This is a genomic window from Candidatus Baltobacteraceae bacterium (assembly GCA_035502855.1).
In the GTDB taxonomy this organism is placed as follows: Bacteria; Vulcanimicrobiota; Vulcanimicrobiia; order Vulcanimicrobiales; family Vulcanimicrobiaceae; genus Aquilonibacter.
The window spans coordinates 100269-122269 of sequence record DATJTX010000021.1 but is presented as its reverse complement, the minus strand read 5'-3'; the positions used below and the strand labels follow the sequence as shown (position 1 = coordinate 122269).

At 64.4% G+C, this 22001-nt stretch carries 24 protein-coding genes; 6 read left to right on the top strand and 18 right to left on the bottom strand.

All coding sequences use genetic code 11. From position 1 onward, the window contains the following. The first annotated feature begins 221 nt into the window (after positions 1-221). The 4 genes from VMF11_06770 (at position 222) to VMF11_06755 (ending at position 3691) form a co-directional block, all read left to right on the top strand. On the top strand, positions 222-1193 hold the full coding sequence (locus VMF11_06770) for a ubiquitin-like domain-containing protein (GenBank protein ID HTU70008.1): 972 nt from the start codon (positions 222-224) through the stop codon (positions 1191-1193). A gap of 65 nt (positions 1194-1258) precedes the next feature. After that, positions 1259-2017 carry a 16S rRNA (adenine(1518)-N(6)/adenine(1519)-N(6))-dimethyltransferase RsmA gene (gene rsmA, locus VMF11_06765; GenBank protein ID HTU70007.1) on the top strand — a complete coding sequence of 253 codons (759 nt, stop codon included), beginning with the start codon at positions 1259-1261 and terminating at the stop codon, positions 2015-2017. Next, on the top strand, positions 1959-2723 hold the full coding sequence (locus tag VMF11_06760; protein ID HTU70006.1) for a type II CAAX endopeptidase family protein: 765 nt from the start codon (positions 1959-1961) through the stop codon (positions 2721-2723). Before rsmA ends, VMF11_06760 begins: the two co-directional genes overlap by 59 nt. Further along, positions 2720-3691, top strand: coding sequence for a glycosyltransferase family 1 protein (locus VMF11_06755; GenBank protein HTU70005.1), 972 nt, complete (start codon positions 2720-2722; stop codon positions 3689-3691). Before VMF11_06760 ends, VMF11_06755 begins: the two co-directional genes overlap by 4 nt. Before the next feature lie 13 nt (positions 3692-3704). Here the strand turns inward: VMF11_06755 and VMF11_06750 are convergent, their stop codons facing one another. From VMF11_06750 to VMF11_06695, 12 genes are all read right to left on the bottom strand, one after another. Further along, positions 3705-4127, bottom strand: coding sequence for a hypothetical protein (locus VMF11_06750; protein HTU70004.1), 423 nt, complete (start codon positions 4125-4127; stop codon positions 3705-3707). Positions 4128-4188: 61 nt separating this feature from the next. After that, positions 4189-5253 carry a glycosyltransferase gene (locus VMF11_06745; protein HTU70003.1) on the bottom strand — a complete coding sequence of 355 codons (1065 nt, stop codon included), beginning with the start codon at positions 5251-5253 and terminating at the stop codon, positions 4189-4191. 16 nt (positions 5254-5269) lie between these two features. Then, positions 5270-6568: a hypothetical protein gene (locus VMF11_06740; GenBank protein HTU70002.1), complete on the bottom strand. Its 1299-nt coding sequence runs from the start codon at positions 6566-6568 to the stop codon at positions 5270-5272. After that, entirely contained in the window at positions 6565-7854 is a 1290-nt protein-coding gene (locus tag VMF11_06735; protein HTU70001.1) for a hypothetical protein, read from the bottom strand. The genes VMF11_06740 and VMF11_06735 overlap by 4 nt, the downstream gene beginning before the upstream one ends. After that, positions 7854-9773 carry an ATP-dependent zinc metalloprotease FtsH gene (ftsH, locus tag VMF11_06730; GenBank protein HTU70000.1) on the bottom strand — a complete coding sequence of 640 codons (1920 nt, stop codon included), beginning with the start codon at positions 9771-9773 and terminating at the stop codon, positions 7854-7856. Before ftsH ends, VMF11_06735 begins: the two co-directional genes overlap by 1 nt. Positions 9774-10215: 442 nt before the next feature. Further along, positions 10216-10794 carry a hypoxanthine phosphoribosyltransferase gene (hpt, locus tag VMF11_06725; protein HTU69999.1) on the bottom strand — a complete coding sequence of 193 codons (579 nt, stop codon included), beginning with the start codon at positions 10792-10794 and terminating at the stop codon, positions 10216-10218. A gap of 19 nt (positions 10795-10813) precedes the next feature. Then, a complete protein-coding gene (gene tilS / locus VMF11_06720; GenBank protein ID HTU69998.1) occupies positions 10814-11695 on the bottom strand; it encodes a tRNA lysidine(34) synthetase TilS in 882 nt (293 codons plus the stop codon). Next, a complete protein-coding gene (gene smpB / locus VMF11_06715) occupies positions 11682-12176 on the bottom strand; it encodes an SsrA-binding protein SmpB (protein HTU69997.1) in 495 nt (164 codons plus the stop codon). Before smpB ends, tilS begins: the two co-directional genes overlap by 14 nt. A 14-nt stretch (positions 12177-12190) precedes the next feature. Further along, positions 12191-12637: a hotdog fold domain-containing protein gene (locus VMF11_06710; GenBank protein HTU69996.1), complete on the bottom strand. Its 447-nt coding sequence runs from the start codon at positions 12635-12637 to the stop codon at positions 12191-12193. Further along, on the bottom strand, positions 12634-13359 hold the full coding sequence (locus VMF11_06705) for a metallophosphoesterase family protein (protein HTU69995.1): 726 nt from the start codon (positions 13357-13359) through the stop codon (positions 12634-12636). The genes VMF11_06710 and VMF11_06705 overlap by 4 nt, the downstream gene beginning before the upstream one ends. Continuing rightward, positions 13356-14462, bottom strand: a complete 1107-nt coding sequence (locus tag VMF11_06700; protein ID HTU69994.1) for an aminotransferase class I/II-fold pyridoxal phosphate-dependent enzyme — start codon at positions 14460-14462, stop codon at positions 13356-13358. The genes VMF11_06705 and VMF11_06700 overlap by 4 nt, the downstream gene beginning before the upstream one ends. A 55-nt stretch (positions 14463-14517) precedes the next feature. Continuing rightward, positions 14518-15747 (bottom strand): molybdopterin molybdotransferase MoeA, encoded by a 1230-nt coding sequence (locus VMF11_06695; GenBank protein ID HTU69993.1) that lies wholly within the window; start codon positions 15745-15747, stop codon positions 14518-14520. On the opposite strand from VMF11_06695, the gene serS reads away from it, so the two are divergent. Beyond that, complete coding sequence (serS, locus tag VMF11_06690) at positions 15746-17029, top strand: serine--tRNA ligase (protein ID HTU69992.1); 1284 nt, start codon at positions 15746-15748, stop codon at positions 17027-17029. The genes VMF11_06695 and serS overlap by 2 nt on opposite strands. On the opposite strand, the gene VMF11_06685 is transcribed toward serS, so the two are convergent. The 5 genes from VMF11_06685 to VMF11_06665 are packed head-to-tail and all read right to left on the bottom strand — an operon-like array spanning position 16994 to position 20721. After that, on the bottom strand, positions 16994-17365 hold the full coding sequence (locus tag VMF11_06685) for a hypothetical protein (GenBank protein ID HTU69991.1): 372 nt from the start codon (positions 17363-17365) through the stop codon (positions 16994-16996). The two genes, serS and VMF11_06685, sit on opposite strands and share 36 nt — an antisense overlap. Beyond that, entirely contained in the window at positions 17362-18597 is a 1236-nt protein-coding gene (locus tag VMF11_06680) for a DUF4010 domain-containing protein (GenBank protein HTU69990.1), read from the bottom strand. Before VMF11_06680 ends, VMF11_06685 begins: the two co-directional genes overlap by 4 nt. Continuing rightward, complete coding sequence (locus VMF11_06675) at positions 18594-19193, bottom strand: sterol desaturase family protein (protein ID HTU69989.1); 600 nt, start codon at positions 19191-19193, stop codon at positions 18594-18596. The genes VMF11_06680 and VMF11_06675 overlap by 4 nt, the downstream gene beginning before the upstream one ends. Then, positions 19190-20122: a DUF2249 domain-containing protein gene (locus VMF11_06670; protein HTU69988.1), complete on the bottom strand. Its 933-nt coding sequence runs from the start codon at positions 20120-20122 to the stop codon at positions 19190-19192. The genes VMF11_06675 and VMF11_06670 overlap by 4 nt, the downstream gene beginning before the upstream one ends. Before the next feature lie 29 nt (positions 20123-20151). Next, on the bottom strand, positions 20152-20721 hold the full coding sequence (locus VMF11_06665; GenBank protein HTU69987.1) for a cytochrome c: 570 nt from the start codon (positions 20719-20721) through the stop codon (positions 20152-20154). Between the two features lie 20 nt (positions 20722-20741). Here VMF11_06665 and VMF11_06660 point away from each other — a divergent pair, with 20 nt between their 5' ends. Then, positions 20742-21662, top strand: a complete 921-nt coding sequence (locus VMF11_06660; GenBank protein ID HTU69986.1) for a glutathione S-transferase family protein — start codon at positions 20742-20744, stop codon at positions 21660-21662. Here the strand turns inward: VMF11_06660 and VMF11_06655 are convergent. Beyond that, complete coding sequence (locus VMF11_06655) at positions 21648-21992, bottom strand: DUF190 domain-containing protein (protein HTU69985.1); 345 nt, start codon at positions 21990-21992, stop codon at positions 21648-21650. The genes VMF11_06660 and VMF11_06655 overlap by 15 nt on opposite strands. Positions 21993-22001 lie beyond the last annotated feature (9 nt).

Here is a 22001-nt window from a genome sequence, read left to right as displayed (position 1 = left end):
CTATAGTGCCCGGGTTACCGGTCGCGCACCCAACAAGCGACCATTTTGCGGAACCCTTCGGGTCCGCCACCACGGCGTTTCCTTCCAGGGACCAAGCCCATCAGCACTGGGCTACTATCGCCGATTTACAACCTACTGTTGGTTCAGCCTGCGGCATTCGTGCGCCACTTGCGGTGTGTGCGGTGCGGCCGATGCGGGGCTGGGACAGAAAGGACCTCGGGTTGATAGGACGCGGCCCCCTGCGGCGCAGCCATTTGCTTGCCGCAAGCGTCTTGACCGCCGGCCTGGTGTGGGCCGGTTTTCTCACCTCTCCGTCGCCGGCATATGCAGGCAGCACGGTATCTCACCTCGTGATCTTCAACACCCCGCAGATGACGAGCGAGGCGGAGACCACGGCCGCGACGGTCGGCGATTTTCTGCGCCAACACGGGATCACGATCGCCCTCCGCGATTACGTCTCGCCCGCGGCAGACACGCCGCTATCGGATCGCATGTCGATCGAATATCGTCCTGCGGTCGCCGTAACGATCGTCGACGGAAAGCGTCGCGAACGCATCGTTACCGCTGCGCCCAACGTTGCATCGCTGCTCGCCGCGGAAAATGTTCGTCTCGGGAGATACGACAGCGTCAAACCCGCGCTCAGCGCCGCGGTACCGCCGGGCGGCGTCGTGCGAATCGATCACTATCTGACGTGGCAGCGTATCGAGCATCGTGTGATCCCTGTACCGACGATTCGGCGAGTCGATTTCTCGGTCGTTCCGGGGAAATCGAAAGTTATCAACCCGGGTAGACCGGGCGTGCGTGAAGTCGTCGTTTCATTCATTCAACATCCGAACGGCGACGTACGCGCCACGGTGATCCGGTCGCGCGTTCTACGCAAACCGCATCCCCATATCGTGGCCGTCGGTGCAGCCGAGTCGATGCAAATGGTCGCAACCGCGTATACGCCGTACTGCGGCGGCGGTTGCAGCGGGATCACGGCGACCGGTACGCGAGCGGGTCACGGCGTCGTCGCAGTCGATCCGCGGGTGATCCCGCTCGGTTCGAGGCTTTACATTCCCGGATACGGATACGCGATCGCCGGTGACACCGGTGGAGCGATCGTGGGCTATCGGATCGATCTCGGATTCGAATCCGATCGCGCCGCGGTGAACTTCGGCCGGCGGGCGGTAACGGTATACCGTCTGAAATAAACGCGCGCGCCTTACTGGCGCGGCGAGGTGTGCGTCCACGCAAAAAATTCGGACAGAATTTCCTCATGGACGCCGCAGCGGCGGGACGCATCGCGCGCCTGGCCTGCGAGGACGCGGCGCCCGGCACGCCGGTCGTTGAAATCGGTGCGGGCACCGGGACGCTGACGTTCGCCCTACTCGAAGCCGGTGCGCGCGTCTGCGCGCTGGAGATCGACCCCGCGCTCGTCGCGATCTTGAACGATCGAGGCGACCTCGCTGCCGCCGACATCGTGCGGACTGATGCGATGACCTACGATTATGCCTCCTTCGCGCAAAGCGGTCCGTGGCGAGCGGCGGGCAACCTTCCGTACAATATCGCAACGCCGCTGCTCATGCAATTCGTCGAGATGGAAGGCGGTCCCGAGCGCATCGTGGCGATGATACAGAAAGACGTCGCCGACCGCATCGATGCCAAGCCGAGCACGCCTGCGTACGGTAGTCTTTCGCTCGCCGTGCAGCGGGCGATGCGCGTCGAGCGTGCGTTCACGCTCGGACCGCGCGCGTTCTATCCGGCGCCCAAGGTCGATTCGACGGTCGTTTCACTTACACGCCGAAACGAACCGCTCGTTGCGCCGCACGATCTCGAACTGTTCCGGAAGGTCGTACGCGGCGCGTTCGCGTACCGCCGCAAGACGCTCGTCAACAGCTTGACCCTCGCACTCGGTCTCGACCGCAATGCGATCGCGCAAGCGATTGCGGCGAGCGGCTTACCTGCGGAGTCACGTGGTGAACAACTCGATCTCCAAGCGTTTTGCCGATTGGCCGACCTCCTGGCCCAGCGATAGCTTCCGAAGCGGACCGACGATCGCGCTGCTCGTGATCGTCATCCTTCCGCTGCTCGCTTTCGGTTTGTGGCAGATGCTCCAGTCCGGCGCGGTCCAGATCCCTAAACAAGAACTAGCGAATCCGCTCGTCGTCATCGGCTCGATCCTGCTCACGCTCACGGTCGAAGGCGTGCTCTTCCTCATCGTCCTCGTCACGCTCCCGAAGGTCGCCGGACTCTCGCTGCGGCAGCTCGGTTTTCGCGCGCTTTCGCCGCGCGATCTCGTGGTCGCGTTCTTTGGTTCGTTGGTGATGGCACTGGTCGCCAACGGCGCGGCGTCGCTGATCCAGAGCGCGCTGCATTCGACTGCGGACCAGCAGTCGGTCGCGATGCTGCGCCAACTGCACGATCCGCGGCTGCTCTTTGCTTTCATCACCTTCGCCGTCGTGCTGGCGCCGTTCATGGAAGAGACGATCTTTCGCGCCTTTCTCTTCAATGCGTCACGACGATACTTCGGCTTTTGGGCGGGAGCCGCGATCAGCGGAGCGTGTTTCGGCTTCGTCCACGGCGATCCGATCGCCGCGCTTCCGCTCGCCCTCGGCGGTGTCGTTCTCGCTTTCGTCTATTATCGCACCAACAACATCTTCGCCTCGATGATCACTCACGGGCTTTTCAATTCATACACGATCATCGCGCTGCTTGTTTTTTCACCGCAAGTCGTGAAATGATGCGCGTCGCGGTCGACGCCTGGAATTTGGTCGACGATCGCCGCGGGATGGGGCGCTACGTGCGCCGGGTGCTCGATGATTGGCACGACGAAGCGGATCTCGAAGTCACGCTGATCGTGCGTAAGTCCGAGCACGTGCCTCTTCTCGAACGCGAACTCTCCTACGCGGTGCGGACCGATGCTCGCGGCCGTTACGACGCGGCGTGGTATCCGTGGAACGCGCTGCGCTTTGCGGTCCGCGGCGCGCGCAGCGTGGCGCTCTTTCACGACGCCTTCGCCTTTACGCAGCCGCATTCCCAATGGATCGCGCGCCTGCGCGAGCAGCGGCCGATCCGGCGCGCGATGCGCCGCGCCGACGTGCGAACGGCCAATTCGTATTGGTCCGCGCGCGAGCTCGCCCGCGTTTTCCGCGTCGATTCCGCTTCGTTCAAGGTGATTCATCCGGTGCCCGACCCGTATTGGAAGCCGGTGGAGCCGCCGCGCCGGGCACCGTACATTCTGGTCGTCGGCGGCCCCGAAGAGCGCAAGAATCTCGCCACGCTCGTACGCGCGTTCGAACGCGCATTTGCCGCGGGCGAATGCGAACTCGTGATCGCGGGAAACACGCCGCTTGCGACGGTTCAGCCGAACGACGAGGAGCTGCGCTGCTTGTATAGCGGCGCACTCGCGGTTGCGGTGCCTTCGAGCGCCGAAGGCTACGGCTTGATGGCGGTCGAGGCGATGGCCTGCGGCGCACCGGTGATCGCCAGTAACGCGAGCGCCCTCCCCGAGGCGTGCGACGGCGCCGCGATGCTCGTGGCGCCGTTCGACGTCGAGGCATGGGCGAGCGAGCTGCAGCGGCTCGCGCGCGACGGCGGGCTCCGCCACACGCTGCGCGCGCGATCGCTCGCGCGCGCCGCCCGTATCGACCGGCACGCGCCGGCACGGCTCACGCTCGGAGTGTTGACGGGCGCGCTGACGGCGCGCTGAGAGGACTTGAGAATCAGCACCCGGTGCGGCTGGACGGATACCTCTTCGCATCCCACAAGTCCGCGGGAGCGGTACCGGATCCCCGGTGTATTTGATTGTGACTCGAATTGCACACGGTGCAGATCACCTGATTGCCCTGATGTCCGATCGTCATGTAGTTTCCGCCTTGCATATCGGCTCGCATCAGACCGTAGTTGATGTTGCACAGCATGCGGGCTACGGTCGTCGATTGAACTTGGACACCGTACGATTTGGTCCAGCTCAGGCTGCCGCTTCGCTCCCCCGGAGCGAGGTTGAGGGTCTGGATACTCAGCCCGGGTGCGCGAACGAACACCGGGACCGGAAGAAAGTTGTAGATTCTGGCCGCAAACGCGGGTTGGACCGCGAGGAGAAACGCTGCGGCAACAACGCTGCAGCTAAGAGCGAGTCTCTTCACAAGAGCCCTCCGATAGAAAGCAACAGATGGCCCATTCTACCACGAAACGAACGGCAACCCGCTAATCGTCCGTGGTTTGGTCGACGATAGCCCGCAAGCGTTCGATGAAGCGCGACGGTGCGAAGGATTCCGCATGCGCGCGCAGGCGGGCCGGATCGTATCGGCGCGGATCGAAGGTGCGCAAGACCGCAGCCAGCGATTGCGCGCTGGCTCGATCGAAGAACGCACCGGTCTCGCCCTCGATCACCGTCTCACGGGCGCCCCCTGCGCGAAACGCGATCGTCGGACGGCCGGCCGCGGCGGCTTCGATCGGCACGAGCCCGAGATCTTCTTCCCCGGGTACGATCGCGGCGATCGCGTCGCCCATCAAATCGTTTATCGCCCGGTCGTCGAGGAACCCCAGCATCGTCGTCGTCGTTCCGCGCGCGCGCTGCCGCAGCTGCGGCATCGCCGGTCCGTCGCCGGCGACGAAAAGCTTCACGCCGGCAAGCGCAGCCGCGTCGATCGCCAGGTCGATGCGCTTGTACGGCAACAAGCGCGACGCGATGAAAAAGTAATCGCCCGCGCCGCTTCCGACGGTAAAGCGATCGACGTCTGCGGGCGAATGCAGTACGTCGGCATCACGGTTATAGAAATCGCGCACGCGCAGCGCAACCGTGCGGCTGTTGGCTACGTATCGGGTCGGCCGTGTCGCGGCTTCGAGATCCCAACGGACCAGCGAATCCACCATCGGCCGGGCAAAGCGCGCCAAACCAAATCCCCCGACGTACCGTTCGTAATCGAACAGAAACCGGCTGACGGTGTGGATGAAACAGACATGTCGCGCGCCGGCGCGAAAGCGCACGCCCTTGGCCCATGCGCTGGTCGAGCTGATGATGAGATCGTATGCGTTTAGGTCGAAAGCTTCGAACGCTCGCGGATAGAGCGGCGCGAAATAGCGAAAGCTCCGATTGGCGGTGGGAATCCGCGCGAGGAACGACGTGTGCACACGTTCGGGTGCGATCAGATCGCCGACCGTTGCCCTGTCGTAGAGCGCGGTATAAATCGGGGCCTGCGGCCACGCGCGAGCGATATGCGCGAAAACGCGTTCCGCACCGCCGCGCTGATTTAAATAATCATGAACCAGCGCAACGCGAATAGGCTCAGGAGTCCTCTCTCGGGAGGACCAACGCGATCGTTGGGTTGGTCAGATATTCACGTGCCACGCGCTGCAGATCGGCCGGCGTGGTCTGCGCGATGGCGTCGAGCGTGCGCGAGAGGTAGTCGGGCTGCTGACCCGCTTCGTCGTACACGACCGCGAGCCAAGCGCGCGCCTCCAGCGTGTTCGTGCTGCTGATGAAATCACCCGAGGCCATCGCCTTGAATTGATCGATCGAACCCTCGAGCTTGGTGGAAGCGAGAATGCTCGCGATCGAGAGCGCGGTCGAGAAAGAGCGGTTCGGATTCCCGATCCCGCCGTTCACGTAGAGGACGAGATTCGGCTCGGGATTCTCGTACTGATAGAGCGTACCGACCGCACGCGAAGCGTAGGTCGGCGATACGACGCCCGGGACATCGGCCATATCGGAGAGCGTGCGCTGCATGAACGTCGCGAGCACGAGCATCGGTCCGAAATCTTTGCTGGCAACCGACGGCGCGGGATACTGCGCGATCAGCCACGGCGCCGCGATATCGCGTTCGGCGACCAGTTGCCGCGAGGCGCCCTCGAGTTTTGGCAGCTTCACGCTCACCGGCGAGGTGCTGCCTTCGGCCAGGGTATTCCCGAACTGCTCGAGCGTACCGGCAGCCAGCGCATCGATGCGCCCCGCCGCGCTCACATACGAACCGCCCCGGCGATAATACGTTCCGTAGAACGAACGCACGTCGTCGGGTCCGAGTTGGGCAAGCGCCGCCGGAAGACCGAGCTCGGGCAGACCGGCGTTGGCGGACGTTGCGAGGGTCGAACTGAGCATGTCGAGTCCGACCTGAAACGCGATTTGCTGGTTCTCGGCGATGCGCGCGATCAATTTCGAGCGCGCCGCGCGCACGGTCGCGGCATCGAACGCCGGTGCCGCGAGCGCGGTGCGCGCAAGGGCCAGCACGCGGTTCGCATCCTCGGGCAGCGACTCGATCTCGAAGCGCACGTCGGTCGGATCGATCGTGAAGGCGATCGAGCCCCCTGCTCCCGCGATCGCATCTTCGAGCGGGACGCCGTTCACCGGCGTCAGCACGATCGTTTGGGCGGTCAGCGCAGCTACGCCGTTCTGTGAGAGCGACTGGCGGTCGAGCCCGGCGCGTACGACGTACACGACGTGAAGCAGCGGCGCAGCCGAATCTTGTTGGGTGATCATCGTGACGCCGCCGTTGCGCGTGACGACCGGGACGGAGCCGGCAGGGGGCGTAACGGACGGTGCGGCGGCAAGCAGTACGAAAGCCGCGAGCGCGGCAAGAATGAATTTCACGAGGCCGATTCCTTACTCGTCGCGGTGATCAGGTGAACGACGACCGGATGAGCGAGATATTTCTTGACGACCGAGGCGACGAATTGCGGATCGAGCGAACGCGCTGTTTTCCAGTACGTGCTTTCATTTTGACTCGGCGCGTAATTGCCGTTTCCTTCGGCGTAATACCACCCCAGGTTGTCCGCCTGTTCGATGGGGGTTTGCGTGTCGGAGGCAAGATGATATAAGAACGCCTCACGCGCCGCGGCGAACGATGCGGGATCGAGCGGCTGCTCGAGCTTCGCGATCGCCGCGAGCACTTGCGCCTCGATCGCATCCGGCTTCGAGCCGCCGATGGTAACGAGCATGACCCCCGGATCGTGCAGCGTGATGAACTGCCCGTTTACGTACTGATCGCTCGTAGGATCGATCTCTTTGCTCACGAGGCCGGTCTGGTCGCGGAAGAGATAGTCGGCGATAAAGTCCATCGCGGTCGCCGCGCGCTCGTCGCTAATCGGCGGGCCGGACCACGCCAGGCCCTCGCCGGAAACCGCGGCGGTGATCGTACGATCGGCCGGCGTGCCGGCCACCGTCGAGCCGATCGGTGATTCGGCCGGTCCCGGTGTGCCGTCGGTGATCGCGCCGAGCAGCGAGGCATCGACGTTACCCGCGAGCGTGAACGTTGCGTTCGATGAACGGAATGCGCGTTTCGCGAAGGCATTGAGCTGTGCGAGCGTGATGTCTTTGACGTCGGTCACGTCGGCGGGAATCGGGGGATAATGTGCCGGGCCGGCCGCAAAGAGCTGCGCGAAGAGCGCGTCGTGCAACAGATCGTCGGACGAATAGTGCTCCTGCGCGCTCAGCACGGCGACGTCGGTATCGGCGATCTTGAACGCGTCCTCGTCGATCGCCGGCGCGAAGTACGCCGCGCTCATCGCCGCAACCACGCGGCGTGCGGCGGAAGCGGGTACGCTCGCGCTCACGCCGACCAGATCGGGATAGACGTTGATCGTGAGGCGCCCACCCAGTGAACGCACCAAGCTCACCAGCGATCTCCCGCTCTCGAGCGTCGTCGCAGCTGCGGCCGTCGCGGCCAAGCGCGAGATGCCGGGCGAGTCATTGTCATACCCGGCCCCGGGCGCCCGAAACCACACGTCGACCGCCGCCGAGGCGAGCGTCGCGTCGCGATCGATCAGATAGTTGCCCCCGTGCGGGAGCGGACCGGCCGAAGGTTCGCCGGCTGCAGACGCGGCCAGCGGCGCGAGCATCAGGGCCAGCGCCGCTGCGAAAAGGAGTGGCCGGCGCATCAGGCCGGCTCCGGCCGAATCGTGGGCGGAATGCGCGAAGGCTTCTCGCGCTGCGGCTCCTCGGGAGGACGCTCCGGCGGGCCGGAGTCCGAGGCGACCACGCTGCCTCCCGAGTCGTTGCGATCGTAGGGCTTGTTCTCGAGGATCGCGCGAACTTCTTCGGCGTCGACCGTTTCGTATTCGAGCAGTGAGCGGACCATGCGCTCGACTTTATCCCAGTTCTCTGTGAGAATCGTGCGCCCGCGGTCATAGCACGACTCGATGATCCGGCGCACCTCGGCGTCGATCTTGCTCGCGACCTCCTCCGAGTAGTTGCGCTCCTCGCCGAAATCGCGTCCAAGAAACACCTGGTGGCTTCCTCGTCCGAACTGAATCGGACCCAGATCGCTCATCCCGTACTGCGTCACCATCCGGCGCGCAAGTTCGGTCGCTTTCTGAAAATCATTGCTCGCACCGGTGGTGACGTCACCGAACTGAATCTCCTCGGACAGACGTCCGCCGAGCGCCATCGTGATCTGGGCGAGCAGTTCTTCGCGCGTCATTTGATGACGGTCGTCCTCCGGCAGCGACCAGGTGATGCCCAGCGCCATGCCGCGCGGGATGATCGTCACTTTGTGCACCGGGTCGGCTTTGTCGAGCAAGCCTCCAAGAATTGCGTGACCCGACTCGTGGTAGGCGGTGTTCTCCTTCTCCTTCGCGCTCATCACCGTGGACTTGCGCTCCGGGCCGACCATGACGCGGTCGATCGCCTCGTCGCAGTCATTCATCTCGATGACGTTCTTGTTCTTGCGCGCAGCAAGCAGCGCAGCTTCGTTGAGCAAGTTCTCGAGATCTGCGCCGGAGAAGCCGGGCGTGCGTTTGGCCAGTGTCTCCAGCGAGACTTCTTTCGAAAGCGGCTTGTTGCGAGCGTGCACCTCGAGTATCTTCTCGCGGCCGCGGAAGTCGGCCCGATCGACGACGATCTGCCGGTCGAACCGGCCCGGACGCAGCAGCGCCGGATCGAGGACGTCGGGACGATTCGTCGCTGCAATCAAGATGACGCCCGTATTTTGATCGAAGCCGTCCATCTCGACCAGCAACTGATTCAGCGTTTGCTCCCGCTCGTCGTGCCCGCCGCCCAAGCCCGCGCCGCGTTGCCGCCCCACCGCGTCGATTTCATCGATGAACACGATGCAGGGCGCCGATTTCTTGGCCTGATCGAAAAGGTCGCGCACGCGCGACGCACCGACGCCGACGAACATCTCGACGAAGTCCGATCCGGAGATCGAGAAGAACGGAACGCCCGCTTCGCCCGCGATCGCGCGCGCGAGCAGCGTCTTACCCGAACCAGGCGGTCCGAGCAGCAGCACGCCCTTGGGGATACGCGCGCCCAGCGCCTGATACTTCTTGGGATACTTAAGGAAGTCGACGATCTCTCCCAGCTCTTCCTTGGCCTCGTCGACACCGGCCACATCGGCAAAAGTCACTTTGGGACGGTTTTCGCTCATCATCTTCGCGCGCGAGCGGCCGAACGAAAGCGCTTGGCTGCCGCCGCTCTGCGCCTGCCTCAAGATAAAGAAGAATAGGGCGGCGATCAGCAGCAGCGGCGCGATGCTGACCAAGCTCGAAACCAGCCCGCTGTTCGTCGGCTGCTCGAAGCCGTACTTGCCGTTTTTGATGTGCTTCGAGAGCTGCTGCGAAAACGAGCTGTCGGTATTCGGCAGCGTCACGTCGTACTTGGTCCCATCGCTAAGCTCGCCCGACGCCTCCAAGCCCACGGCGTGGAACGAACTCACCTGGTTCGACTCGAGCTTCTGATAGAAGACGCCGTAATCGAGGCGCGTAACGCCTTCGCCCGGCTGCATCAGCTTCTCCACGACGAAGAAGACGATCAGCACTGCGGCGACGATGAGAAGGATGGAACGGAGATGTTTGCTCACTTATTTTCCCTTTGACTGACAGTGCACTTCGCGCACTGTCTGGTGCTTCGGCTCACTTCCGCCACTTCGCGGCGGAAACTCGCCTGCGCACCCCCATCGCGACTTCGCGCGAAGGGACCCCCCTTAGACTAACGACACACTTCGCGTATCGTTTTGGCGCTTCGGCTCACTTCCGCCACTTCGCCGCGGAAACTCGCCTGCGCACCCCCATCGCGACTTCGCGCGACGGGACCCCCCTTAAATCAACGACACACTTCGCGTGTCGTTTTGGTGCTTCGGTTCACTTCCGCCACTTCGCGGCGGAAACTCGCCTGCGCACCCCCATCGCGACTTCGCGCGACGGGATCCCGACGGCTTGGCACGAGCCTCCGACGGGTATCCACCTCTTAAACCACGATACCCGGGCCATCGTTTCCTTAGTCGGCAGGCTCCTCACACAGGTTTAACCCTCGAGAAAGACCTCTGGTCGAAGCTGCGCAAGGTACGGGAGGTTCCGGAACATTTCCTGGTAGTCGAGCCCGTAACCTACGACGAACTCCTCGGGCACCTGGAGACCGACGTACTCCAGCGGTACGTCCACCAGACGGTGATACGGCTTATCGAAGAGCACACAAGCGCGAAGGCTGGCCGGATTGCGCTCCCCTAGTAACGCGCGCAGGTACGCCAGTGTGAGACCATTGTCGATGATATCCTCGACGATCACGACGTGCCGCCCGGTTATCGGCTCGCTCGCGTCCTTCAGAAGTCGCACCTCGCCCGAGGACCGCGCGGCGTTGCCGTAGCTCGAAACGCTGATATAATCGACCACGATCTCAGCGGGGCCATCTGCGATCGCGGAAATCGCGCGCGAAAGATCGGCGCTCACGTAGAGCGCGCCCTTGAGCACGCCGAGCAGCGTGACCGGGAGGCGGCGATGATCTTCCGCGATCTCGCGCGCCAACCGGGCGATTGCCACGCCGATTTCCTCGGCGGAGAAGAGTTCCTTCGCAATGCTCGTCTCGTAGTCGTCGGTTATCTTCATCACTACCCGCCGTTCGTCGTCAACGCTCGCGGACGATAAGGCCGCGTTCGACCCGCAGCTCGACGCCTTTCTTCATATGAAAGCTGCCGGTGCCGCCGCGTTCGATCGCCCGCACGACGGCTTCGACGTGCTCGAAGTCCACGTCTTGCAGCCCCTCTTGAGCGGCAAGGGTCGCCCGCACGTCGCGCCGCAAATCCGAACGCGAGGTACCGGCCAACTCGTCGCCGAGCAGTTCGGCGGTACGAGCGACCGCCGCGTCGAGTCCGGGAAAGAGCGGCCGCAGCGCGTCCAAGGCGGCGCGCAGCGCGTTGCGCCGCAGCCCGCGATCGGCGTTGCCGGGATCGACCGCATAGGGCAGGGCGTGCATATGTGCGGCTGCTCGCAGCTCCTGCGACGCTGTGCGGAGAAGCGGCCGCACTAAGTCGATTCCCGGGGCCAGGGCACGGCGTGCCCGCATGCCCGCCAAGCCGTCGGGACCCGCGCCGCGCAGAAGCGCGAGCAGCACGGTTTCGCTCTGGTCCTCGCGATGGTGCGCGGTCGCAATCGCGCTCGCGCCGGCCTCGCGCGCGATCGCGAGCAGCGCGTCGTAGCGCGCCTCGCGCAATGCGGCCTCGTCGCGTGCGCAACCATCGAGCGCGGCGATCCGTACCGGCAACCCAAAACTCGCGGCCGCGCGCAGCACGACGCATTCGTCTTGCCATGCCGATTCGCGCGTGCCGTGATTGACGTGCCCGAGGATCAGATCCAATTCCATCGGTTTGCGCACGGCGTTCAGCGCATAGGCTAGCGCAACCGAGTCCGCGCCGCCGCTGCACGCGATCACTACGCGCTCCCCGCGCCGGACACTCCCGCCGCGCTCGATCGTTTGCTCGATCGAAGCGTGCGGTTTAGCGCCGCGCATGCCGTGCCAGCTCCCGCTCCACGTCGCGCTTTGCGATGTCCTCGCGCTTGTCCCAGAGCTTCTTGCCGCGCGCCAGGCCGAGTTGCACCTTCACCTTGCCGCGCGTGAAATACATCCGCAGGGGTACGATCGTGAGCCCCTTCTCCTTCACCCGCGCTTCGAGCGATGCGATTTGTTCCTTGTGCAGCAGCAGTTTGCGCGGCCGGTTCGGATCGACGTTCGAGAAACTACCCTGTTTGTACGGCGGAATGTGCATGCTCATCAGCCAAGCTTCACCGTCGCGAAAACGCGCGTAGGCTTCGTTCAAGCTCACGCCGCCGGCGCGAATGGACTTCACCTCGGTCCCGGTCAGCGCCAGTCCGGCTTCGAGCGAATCGAGGATGTGATATTCGTGCCGCGCCCGCCGGTTATCGATCGCCGGCTCGTTCCGGCGCTTGGCCTCTTCCTTGACGACGGTCCGTGTTTGTTTGGACTTAGCCATTTGAAAAGGCGCGCCTAATCAACATTTCCCCAAGATGTGCTGCGGCGATCGTTGACGGCGTCCAGCGAACCCTTGGAGACGAATTTACCTTCGGCGTCGACAAGCACCGTGCCCGACTCGTCGAGCACGCACGCTTCGACGCCCAGCACGTTGCGGCGCTGCCACGCGATCCGGCCGGTCACCGCGACCGGCTCGTCGATCGGCACCGGCTTGCGGAAGCGCACGTTGACGCTGGCGGTCACGCCGCGATGCCCGGCGGCGCCGGCCGCGTGCGCCATCGCTTCATCCAGCAGACACACGACGATCCCACCGTGCGCGATCGCACGCCAACCTTGAAAATCGCGCGCCAGCGTCGTGTGCGCGCGTACGCCCTCACCCGCCGGCTCGAATTGCAAATGCAGCCCGATTGCGTTCTCGGGCCCGCACCCGAAACAGTTGCCGTCGTCGAAGGGCGCGCTCACCGTCCCGACTCCAAACGCATCGCCAAATACTCGGGCAGGTGCGCTTCATGAATCTTCTCCTGCACTTCGCGAATCGGGTATGGATAACGCACCCACTCAACCGAGCGGCGTTCGGGCTCATAGAACACGAACGAGGCCTCGGGATTGAGGTCGCGCGGCTGACCGATGCTGCCGACGTCGATGATGTAGCGCCGACCCTCTTCGAGCTTGAGCGCGCCGCCGTGCTGCATGTGCCGGTGACCGACGCTGCCGTCGGGTTCTTGCACCCAATATTCGGCGATGTGGGTGTGTCCGATGAAAACCAGCGGCGCATCGGTGTTGGCAAAAGCCTTGGCCGCGGTGCGCTTGTCGAGAATGTATTCGAAGTAATGAACCGGAGCACCGTGCACCATCAGAAACTCCGGATAGCGAATTTCATAGGACAGTCCGTTGAGCCAGGCGCGGTTCTCGTCGGTAAGCACCCTTTGGGTCCAGGCGATCGCCGCGCGCGCCGCGTCGTTGAAGTATTCGACGCCGAAATTCTCGAGTGCAGCCAAATCGTGGTTGCCAAGCACCGCGTGTTTGAGGCGCGTGCGGAGGAGTTCGAGACATTCGTTCGGGTTGGGTCCGTAACCGACGACGTCCCCGAGACAGAGGATCTCGTCGTCTTCGCGCATGAGCGCGAGCGCGCGCTGAAGCGATTCGATGTTGCTGTGGATATCGGAGATGACCGCGTACCTCATGCGGAGACGCTCGGCACCGCCGCGAGGACCTCGCGGAAAGCGCGTGCGAATGCCTCGCGCTGCGGCGGCGTTCCCGCGCTGACCCGTACGAATCGGTCGAGCGGCGGCAGGCCCGGTTTACGAATCCAAACCCCGCGTGCGAGCAGTTCATTCATCACCGTCGTCGCCCGCGCCGCATCACCCAGGTCGATGCAGACGAAGTTGGTGGACGAATCGATCGCGCCCAGGCCGAGTTCACGCGCAAGCGCGTAATAATCCCCGCGCGCCGTCGCGACCGCGTCGACGACGTGCCGCCGGAACGGCTCGTCGGCGAGCGAAGCGAGCGCGCCGATCTGGGCGTTGCGGTTGACGCCGTACTGCAGACGAATCTTCTGTAAGATGCCGTTCACCCGCTCGGAAGCGATCGCGTACCCGATGCGTCCTCCGGCCATGCCGTAGGCTTTGGAAAACGTGCGCGTTCGAATCAGGCGATCTTCCACGTACATCGGCAAGAGCGCCGCCTCGTCGACGAAGTCGGCGTACGCTTCGTCGAGCAAAAAGACCGCGTCGCGAGGGAGCGCTTCGAAAAGGCGCAGCATCGCGTCTTTGCCCGCGAACGTCCCGCTCGGGTTGTCGGGATTGGCAACGTAGACGACCGCCGCGCGCTCGCGCGCGGCAACGGCGGCAAGCTGGTCGAAGTCGAGGCGTCCGTCCGGAAGATAGTCCGCGAAGACGAGGCGGCCGCCGTAGCCGTGGACGTGATAATTGAAGGTAGGATACGAGCCGCGTGTCGTGAGCGCGGCGCCGCCCGGCGCGACGAACGCGCGCACGACCAGCCCCATCAGATCGTCGATGCCCGCACCGACGAGAACCTCCTCGACCCGGCAACCATGCTTTCGCGCCAGCGCCTCGCGCAGCTGATACGACTCGGGATCGCCGTACCATGAAAGCCGCTCGAGCTCGGCCGCCATCGCGGCAACGGCGTTGGGCGACGGCCCGAACGCGCTTTCGTTGGCGCCGAGCCGGACGAGTTCCGATCGCCCGGTCTCACGCATGAGCTGTTCGGGTCCGATGAACGGCGTCATGGGCGCGATCGCATCGATCGCGGGTGCAGGGCGAATCACCGGTATTGTGTACCTCCGTGCAGTTGCAACATCCTAGCGTGGTAGGCCGGCGGGCCTAGATGAACCGGTGTACCGCGACACGCGATCCCATCTCCAAGGTTTCGGTTTCTTCCGGCGCGATCACGTATCCATCGGCGGCCGCGGTCAGACTGACGACGGAGGAACGCAGCGCCAGCGGGAGGGCACGCCACCCTTCCTCCCCCGGTTCCAGCCGGACCGGCACGTACCACGTCCAACCCGCGCGAGTCCGGACTTCGCCGGCGAGCGTGGCGGGAACCGTCACGATCGGAACCGGCGCACCGGCCAGCGCGCCGATGATCGGCGCCAGAACCGCTTCGAGAATGACCAGTGCGGAGGTCGGGTTGCCGGGAAGGCCGATCACCGGTTTGGATCCGGCCGCCCCGAGCGCGGTCGGCTTTCCCGGTTTCACCCGCAGACCGTGCACGATCACACCCGGTGCTCCAAGCGCATTGATGGCTGCGGGCGTACGATCCGCGTCACCTACGGACGAACCGCCGGTGACGATCGCGGCATCCGCTTCCGCAAGTGCTCGACGCAGCGCGCGCTCCAGTGCGCCGGGCACGTCGGAAACGGTCGCGCCGTGGAAGGGCTGCGCGCCCATGCCCTGCAGCGCGCCGGCGATCGCGTGCCGATTCGAATCGCGCACCTGTGCGGGCGAGGGATGCATCGCGGGCGGCACCAACTCATCGCCGCTCGAAATCACCGCGATACGCGGGCGTGGAAAGACCGGCACGAGCGTAATCCCCAACGTCGCCAGCACGCCCATCTGCGGCCCGCCGATCCGCGTTCCGGCTTCGAGCACGCGGGTTCCGGCGCGCATGTCGCCGGCAGGCGGGTTGACGTTGGTGCCGGCATCGAGCGCGTCGTCGACGTACACCACCTGCGATCCAGCCAGGCGCGCGTCTTCGACCGCCACGACCGCATCCGCACCGTCGGGGACGACGCCGCCGGTGGGGATGCGCACCGCCTGGCCGGGAGCCAAGTACGATCCCCACGGATGGCCCATCGCGATCGCGCCGACGATCGAAAACGAGCCCGGCGCGCGCTCCGCGGCGATCGCAAATCCGTCCATTGCCGAACGCGGGGCCATCGGATAATCGGCATCGGCGAGGACGTGCTCGGCGAGAACGCGGCCGCACGCATCCTCGAGCCGCACGCGCTCGAACGCGCGCGGCGCAACCGCGACGCGCGTGAGAAACGTCGCAACCGCCTGGGCGGGCGACAAAAGATTTTTTTCGAGAAAGACGAAGCCGCGCTGTTCCATGCTCGATATCGCTCTTGTTCGACGCGATCCCGATCGCGTGCGCCGTTCGGCACAGCGTCGCGGGATCGACGCGTCATTCGTCGATGAGCTTCTGCATCTGGATGCACGGTACCGCTCCGCACTCGCGCAAGCCGAGCGATTGAAGGCTGAGAAGAATCTGCTGACGGCAGAAATCGGAAAGGCGGCCGACAAGGCGGTCGCCGCCCGCGAATTGCGTCCTCGACTCGACAGCCTTTCGGCCGCGATCGCGCAAGCGGACGAAACCGCCAAGGCGCTCGCGCCCGACGCGCCCGGTTCGCCACTACGCGTCATCCTCGAAAACACCCCGAACGTACTCGACGATTCCGTTCCGGACGGGAACGATTCGTCGCACAACGTTCTCCTGCGCTCCTGGGGCGAGCCGACGCCGTTCACGTTCCAACCCAAAGCGCATTGGGAGCTCGGGGAGGCGCTCGACGTGCTCGATTTCGAGCGCGCCGCCAAACTTTCGGGCAGCCGCTTTTCGGTGCTGAAAGGTAAGGGCGCGCGGTTGCACCGCGCGATCGCGCAGTTCTTTCTCGACCGCGCGGTCGAGCGCGGCTACGTCGAGATCGCGCCGCCGCTCCTGGTGACGCGCGAGACGATGTGGAGCACGGGCCAGCTCACGAAATTTTCGGACGCGATGTTTCTCGATCCCGAAGCCGATCTGTTCATGATTCCGACCGCCGAGGTTCCGCTCACCGCGCTGTACGGAAACGAGATCCTCGACATCGCCGGCCTCCCGCGCAAGCTCACGGCACACACGCCGTGCTTCCGCAAGGAAGCCGGCGCGGCCGGGAAGGATACGCGCGGGCTGATTCGTCAGCACCAGTTCGAAAAAGTGGAACTGGTTTGGCTCACGCCGCCGGAAGACTCGCCGGACGCGCTCGAACGGCTCACCGCCGACGCGTCGGCATTGCTCCAAGAACTCGAGCTGCCGTACCGCACGATGCTGCTCTGTGCCGGCGACGTCGGATTCAACAGCGCCAAGACGTACGATCTCGAAGTTTGGCTACCGAGCGCAAACGGGTATCGCGAGATCAGCTCGTGTTCGAATTGCACCGACTTTCAAGCGCGCCGCGCTGCGATCCGCATGCGCCGCGATCCCGCGGCGAAACTCGAATACGTTCACACGCTCAACGGCTCGGCGCTCGCCGTGGGACGCACGTTCCTCGCCATCCTCGAGAACTATCAGCGTGCGGACGGCTCGGTCGCGGTTCCGCGCGCGCTAGTGCCCTACGCCGGCTTCGAGCGCATCGGCTAAGGCGTCCACCGCCGGCGAACGCTTCGGCGGCGTAAACCCCGCCGGGAAATACGCCTCGATGCGGACTCGCGTTCGCGCGATCGCTTCGGATTCGAAGCTCGCGCGGACGCGCTCCTGGTTGATCGTCCCGAACCCGGCTTCGAGCGTGCGCGCGGCGCGATCGTCGAGATAGATGTTGGCCCCGAGCGTGCGCTCGAAGCCCTCGCGCACGCGCTCGTACGCGGCATCGATTGCGAGCGGCAGCACGACGTCACGATGCGGCCGCAGGCCGATCGGTGAACGCTCCGGCTTACGGACACCGATCGACACGAGGAGATCGCGGAGAAACGAGCTCACCTCGCCATGATCCACGCGGCGGCCAGGCCGAGCACGCAGAGTACACCGAGGACCGCGGCGGGAATGACGCTCTGGGAACGGCGTGTGAACGCGACCGTATAGACGGCTTTGAGCAGGTTGTTCGACGACGCTGCGATGACGATCGCCACCGCCGAGAGCGCCAGTCCGACGCTGGCGGCACCGCTTTGCGCCAGGCTCACGACGAACGGGTCGACGTCGGTGACGCCCACCACCGCCGCAAGCGCAAGGACGCCGTGGGCACCGGCGTGTGCCTGCACCCACTTCGAGAGCAGCGAGATCGCGATCAAAAGCACCGCGAAGACGGCCGCGGTGCCAAGGCGCAAGGGATTGGACGGCGCAACCGCTCGCGTCTTTATCCCCGCCGCGCGCGCGGCAAAAGCTCCGGCGATAACGGCAGCGACGATCCCGAGCGCGAGGAGCGGCACGACGACGGCACGCGCCAACGGGAAGTTGAAAATGGCGACGATCACGACCATGCGCACGTACATCATCGCGGTCGCCGCCACGATGCCCGCAGTGATTTCGGGCATTACGCCTTCATCGCGCGCGGTGCGCGCCAACACGACGGTGGTCGCCGTCGATGAATAGAGACCCCCGAGCGTGGCCGCGACGAGTATGCCGCTCGACGGCAGCACATAGCGCTGCAGCACGTAGCTCAGGTATGAAAGGGTCGACACGGCGACGACCGCCAGCCACACGTTGAACGGCGTGATGTTCGTGTGCGGAATCGGCGGGGCGCCATACAACAGCGGCAATACCACGCCGACCAGCAGCAGGAATTGGCCGAGCGTGATCGCTTCCTCCTCGGGCACCCGCGCCACCAACGCGTGCAGCCACTTGCGCGAGCCGACGAGCAGCACGGCCCCCACCACCAGCGCGAACGAGGTCCACAGCGGCTGCGTCAGCGCCACCGGTCCGAGAACGTAGGCGATCAAGACGCACACCGGGATGATCAAGGGCCCGTCGACCGGCTTGCGGCTCCCGCTGACGACATTTCGAATGTAGAGAAATACCCATGTGCCCAGCACGAACAAGCCGGCTATGAACGCGAGCAGGTAATGCGGTTCGATCAGGTAGAGTGCGGCGCCGGTGAGCGAAAGGAGCGGAAACGTGCGTATCCCGCCCGGTACCGGAGGATCCTCGCTCCCGAAAAATTCTTCGAACGCAAACCCGAAGAAGAGCGAAAGCCCGAGGAGGACGGCGTAATTCACATGCCGCGCCAGATTTCGCGCACGGTCGTGCTGCGCTCGACGGCCTCGACGTCACGATAGCTTGCGCCGGCGAAGTCCATCGACGGATTGGTGACGCCGTACCAGAAATGCTCGTTCTTGAAGTGGTGCCAGAGATGGTACTTCTTCACGAACCGGCCGAACGTCGTCTTGGGCGTAAAGGGAATGTGGGCCACGTAGTGCACCCATTCGTAATAGAACAGCGCGCAAACGCTGCCGAATGCGAGCGAAAACGCGAACGGCAGATTGCGCGTGATCGCGGCGTAGAGACCGAAGTAGAGCAGCGTCGTAGGCAACACGAACCACAGCGGCAGGAACAGAAGTTCGAGCTTGGGCGGATCGATGTGGTGATCGTAGTGGAGCCGGTGCTGCAGTTTCAGAAGCCACGGTGCCTTCGAGGGCTGCGCGTGAAAGAGAAACCGGTGCGTCGTGTATTCGGAGACGAAAAACACTGCGGCGCCGATCAGCGCACCCGAAAGAGCGAACGGGACCGCGCCGAGCGCGAAGGCGGCGATTGCCGCGAGGATGACGAGAGCTAAGACCGCGTTACTTCCATGCCGGAAGAACGTGGCGATCATCCGCCGTCCTTGATGAGATCGATCAGACGCTGCCGGTCCAGAAACCGAATGTGGCCGCGCTCGCGCTTGAGCAGCCCGCGGCTCTCGAGATCGGCGATTGCGCGCGCCGCGACTTCCTTGACCGTGCCCGCCGCCGCGGCAATCTGCGCCTGCGTCATGTGGGGCAGCGGTGCGCGGGCAGCGCTCAGTCCGCGTTCGGGCATCGCAAAGGGCACGAGCACTTGCGCGATACGCGCGATGATCGGCATCGTCGCTTGCGTCGAGAGCGCCTGCATCAAGTCACGCGAGCGCTGCGAGCTCACCCGCCCGAGCGCAAGAAGCATGCGCGGATGACGCTCTCCGGCTTCGAGAATTGCGCGGCGCGAGATCCGCAGGTATCGCGCGACCTTCGAGAGCGCGATCACGCGGCAGGCTGCCGGCGCCTCGTCGAAGAGTTCGAGCTCGCCGAAGAGTTCGTAGGGGAAAATCTCTTCGTAAATACGCGGACGCCCGTTGCCGTTGCCGCTAGTCAACGCCAGCGTGCCCTCGAACACGAGACCGACGTACGGCCACTCGGTGTTTTCCGGAACGATCGTTTGTCCGCGCCGAGTCGTGTGCATGCTCGCTTCGGCAGCCAAACGCTGGCGTTCCGCCTCGTCGAGCGTGGCGAACACCGGCGCGCGTTTAATGATACCGGCGGGCGAAGGCAGCTCGGACTCGGCGGTTGCCCGGGTGAAGTGGATAACCCACTCGCGATCCCCGACCCGGCGGTGCTCGACGATCATCTGGTGCTGGCGATCTTGTTCGATGCGGCTTGCCAGGCCGCGGGGCTCGTGATCGGTGACCACGATCACCGAACCTCCCGGCGGCAAACGGTCGAAGATGTCGAAAACCTTCTCCGGTCGCTCCCAAACGGGGAGGAGGCGCAAATCGAGGCGAGTGCTTTCCATATTAAATGCGCGTTTCTCGGCGATTGGGTCTACCTACCTGCCCGCGGCGGCGGCAGCGCCGAGCTCGGGGCGAGTGCCACCGGCATCTTCAGCGACCTCCAGAGCTTTTGCGGGGCCGGCGGCAGTTTATCCATCGCTTTGAGGAAGAGCGCGAGCGTCCAGATCTGGGCGTCCGAGAGCGTGCGCGTAAAGGCCGGCATGCCCGTCAGACGGATGCCGTGCTTGATTTTCCAAAACGTCTCGCCGGCCGGATCGTCCTCGACGCCGTGCCGGGCGAGCTGCGGCGCGTGCTGGTACAGTCCGATCGCGATCGACGACGGACGCGTGCCCGGTAGACCGTGACAGGCCGAGCAGTTCGCTGCGTAGAGCTTGATGCCGGCCTCGTAATTCGCATCGGTTGCCGCGACCGGGTTCGCCTGCGTCGGTGCCTCGCGCGCAATGGTTGCGTCAAGGGAGCGCGACGCGGCCCACCGCTCGAATGGCGAGGGCTTCGCGTCGGCGTTGGCCGGAATCAGAAATCCCCCGGTGATGCCGGCGTAGCCGACGACGAGCGCGGCAACGATCGTAACCACGATGCCGAGAATGAATCCTTTTAGCACGCAGGCTCCTTTCCATGGATATGGACACGACGGTCAAGGCGCAGTTCCCGGACGAACAATCGGCCGACGGGAGGTTCGTCCGCCAAGAAGACCGCTTTCGCACGTGGGTTTGCGCCGACGGGCATACCGGATTCCCGCCCGTCGCCGGACGATACCAGCTCTTCGTCTCGCTCGCCTGCCCGTGGGCGCATCGCACGATCATCGTTCGCAAGATCAAACGGCTCGAAGCCGCGATTCCGATGACGATCGTCGATCCGATTCGCGACGAGCGCGGATGGCGCTACGGCACGCATTTCCTGAGCGAGCTCTACCAGGCGAGCGACCCGAACTATCGGGGCCGCGTGACCGTGCCCGTCTTATGGGACATGCAGACCAAACGCATCGTCAGCAACTCGGACGATGACATCATGCGGATGTTCGAAACGGAGTTCAACGCGATCGGTGACCCGCAGCCCGATCTCTATCCGCTGGAGCTGCGGACCGAGATCGACGCGCTCAACGAAGAGATCTTTCGTAATCTCAACGACGGCGTTTATCAAGCCGGATTCGCGACGAGCCAAGCCGCCTACGAACAGGCCGCCTACCGCGTCTTCGCGATGCTCGATTTTCTGGAGGAGCGGCTCGCGACGCGGCGGTTTCTGTTCGGAAAGCATCCGGTCGAGACCGATTGGCGCACGTTCGTCACGCTGATACGCTTCGATCCGGTTTATTACGGACACTTCAAGTGCAACTTGCGGCGGATCGTGGATTATCCGAACCTCTACGGCTACCTACGCGATCTCTACCAATACCCCGGTATCGCGCAGACCGTCGATTTCGACCACATCAAACGGCACTACTATTACACGCACGACGACATCAACCCGACCCGGATCGTCCCCGTCGGCCCGTTACAGTACCTCGAGATGCCGGCACTTCGTGAGCATCTAGGGGATCTCTAGTTTGCGCGAATTCGCGATCAGTTGGATCTTCTCGAGGGTGATCAGCCCTTCCGCGATCATACCCCGCAGCGTCGGCATGAACGCCCGAACGCGCGGATCCTCCTCGATGACCTCGATCAGGATCGGAAGATTCGTGGACATGTCGAAGGTGCGCGCGGCATGCACGGTTTTGTGGCAGCCGAAGCCTTCAATGCCTTTGAGAACCGTGGCGCCGGTGAACCCCGCGTCTTTGAGCGCATCGACGATCGCCATGTAGAGCGGCCGCCCGTGATAGCGGTCCTCCTCGTCGACGAAGATTCGCAAGAGCGTTCCCGTAATCGGGTCAGACATCGCGTGCCG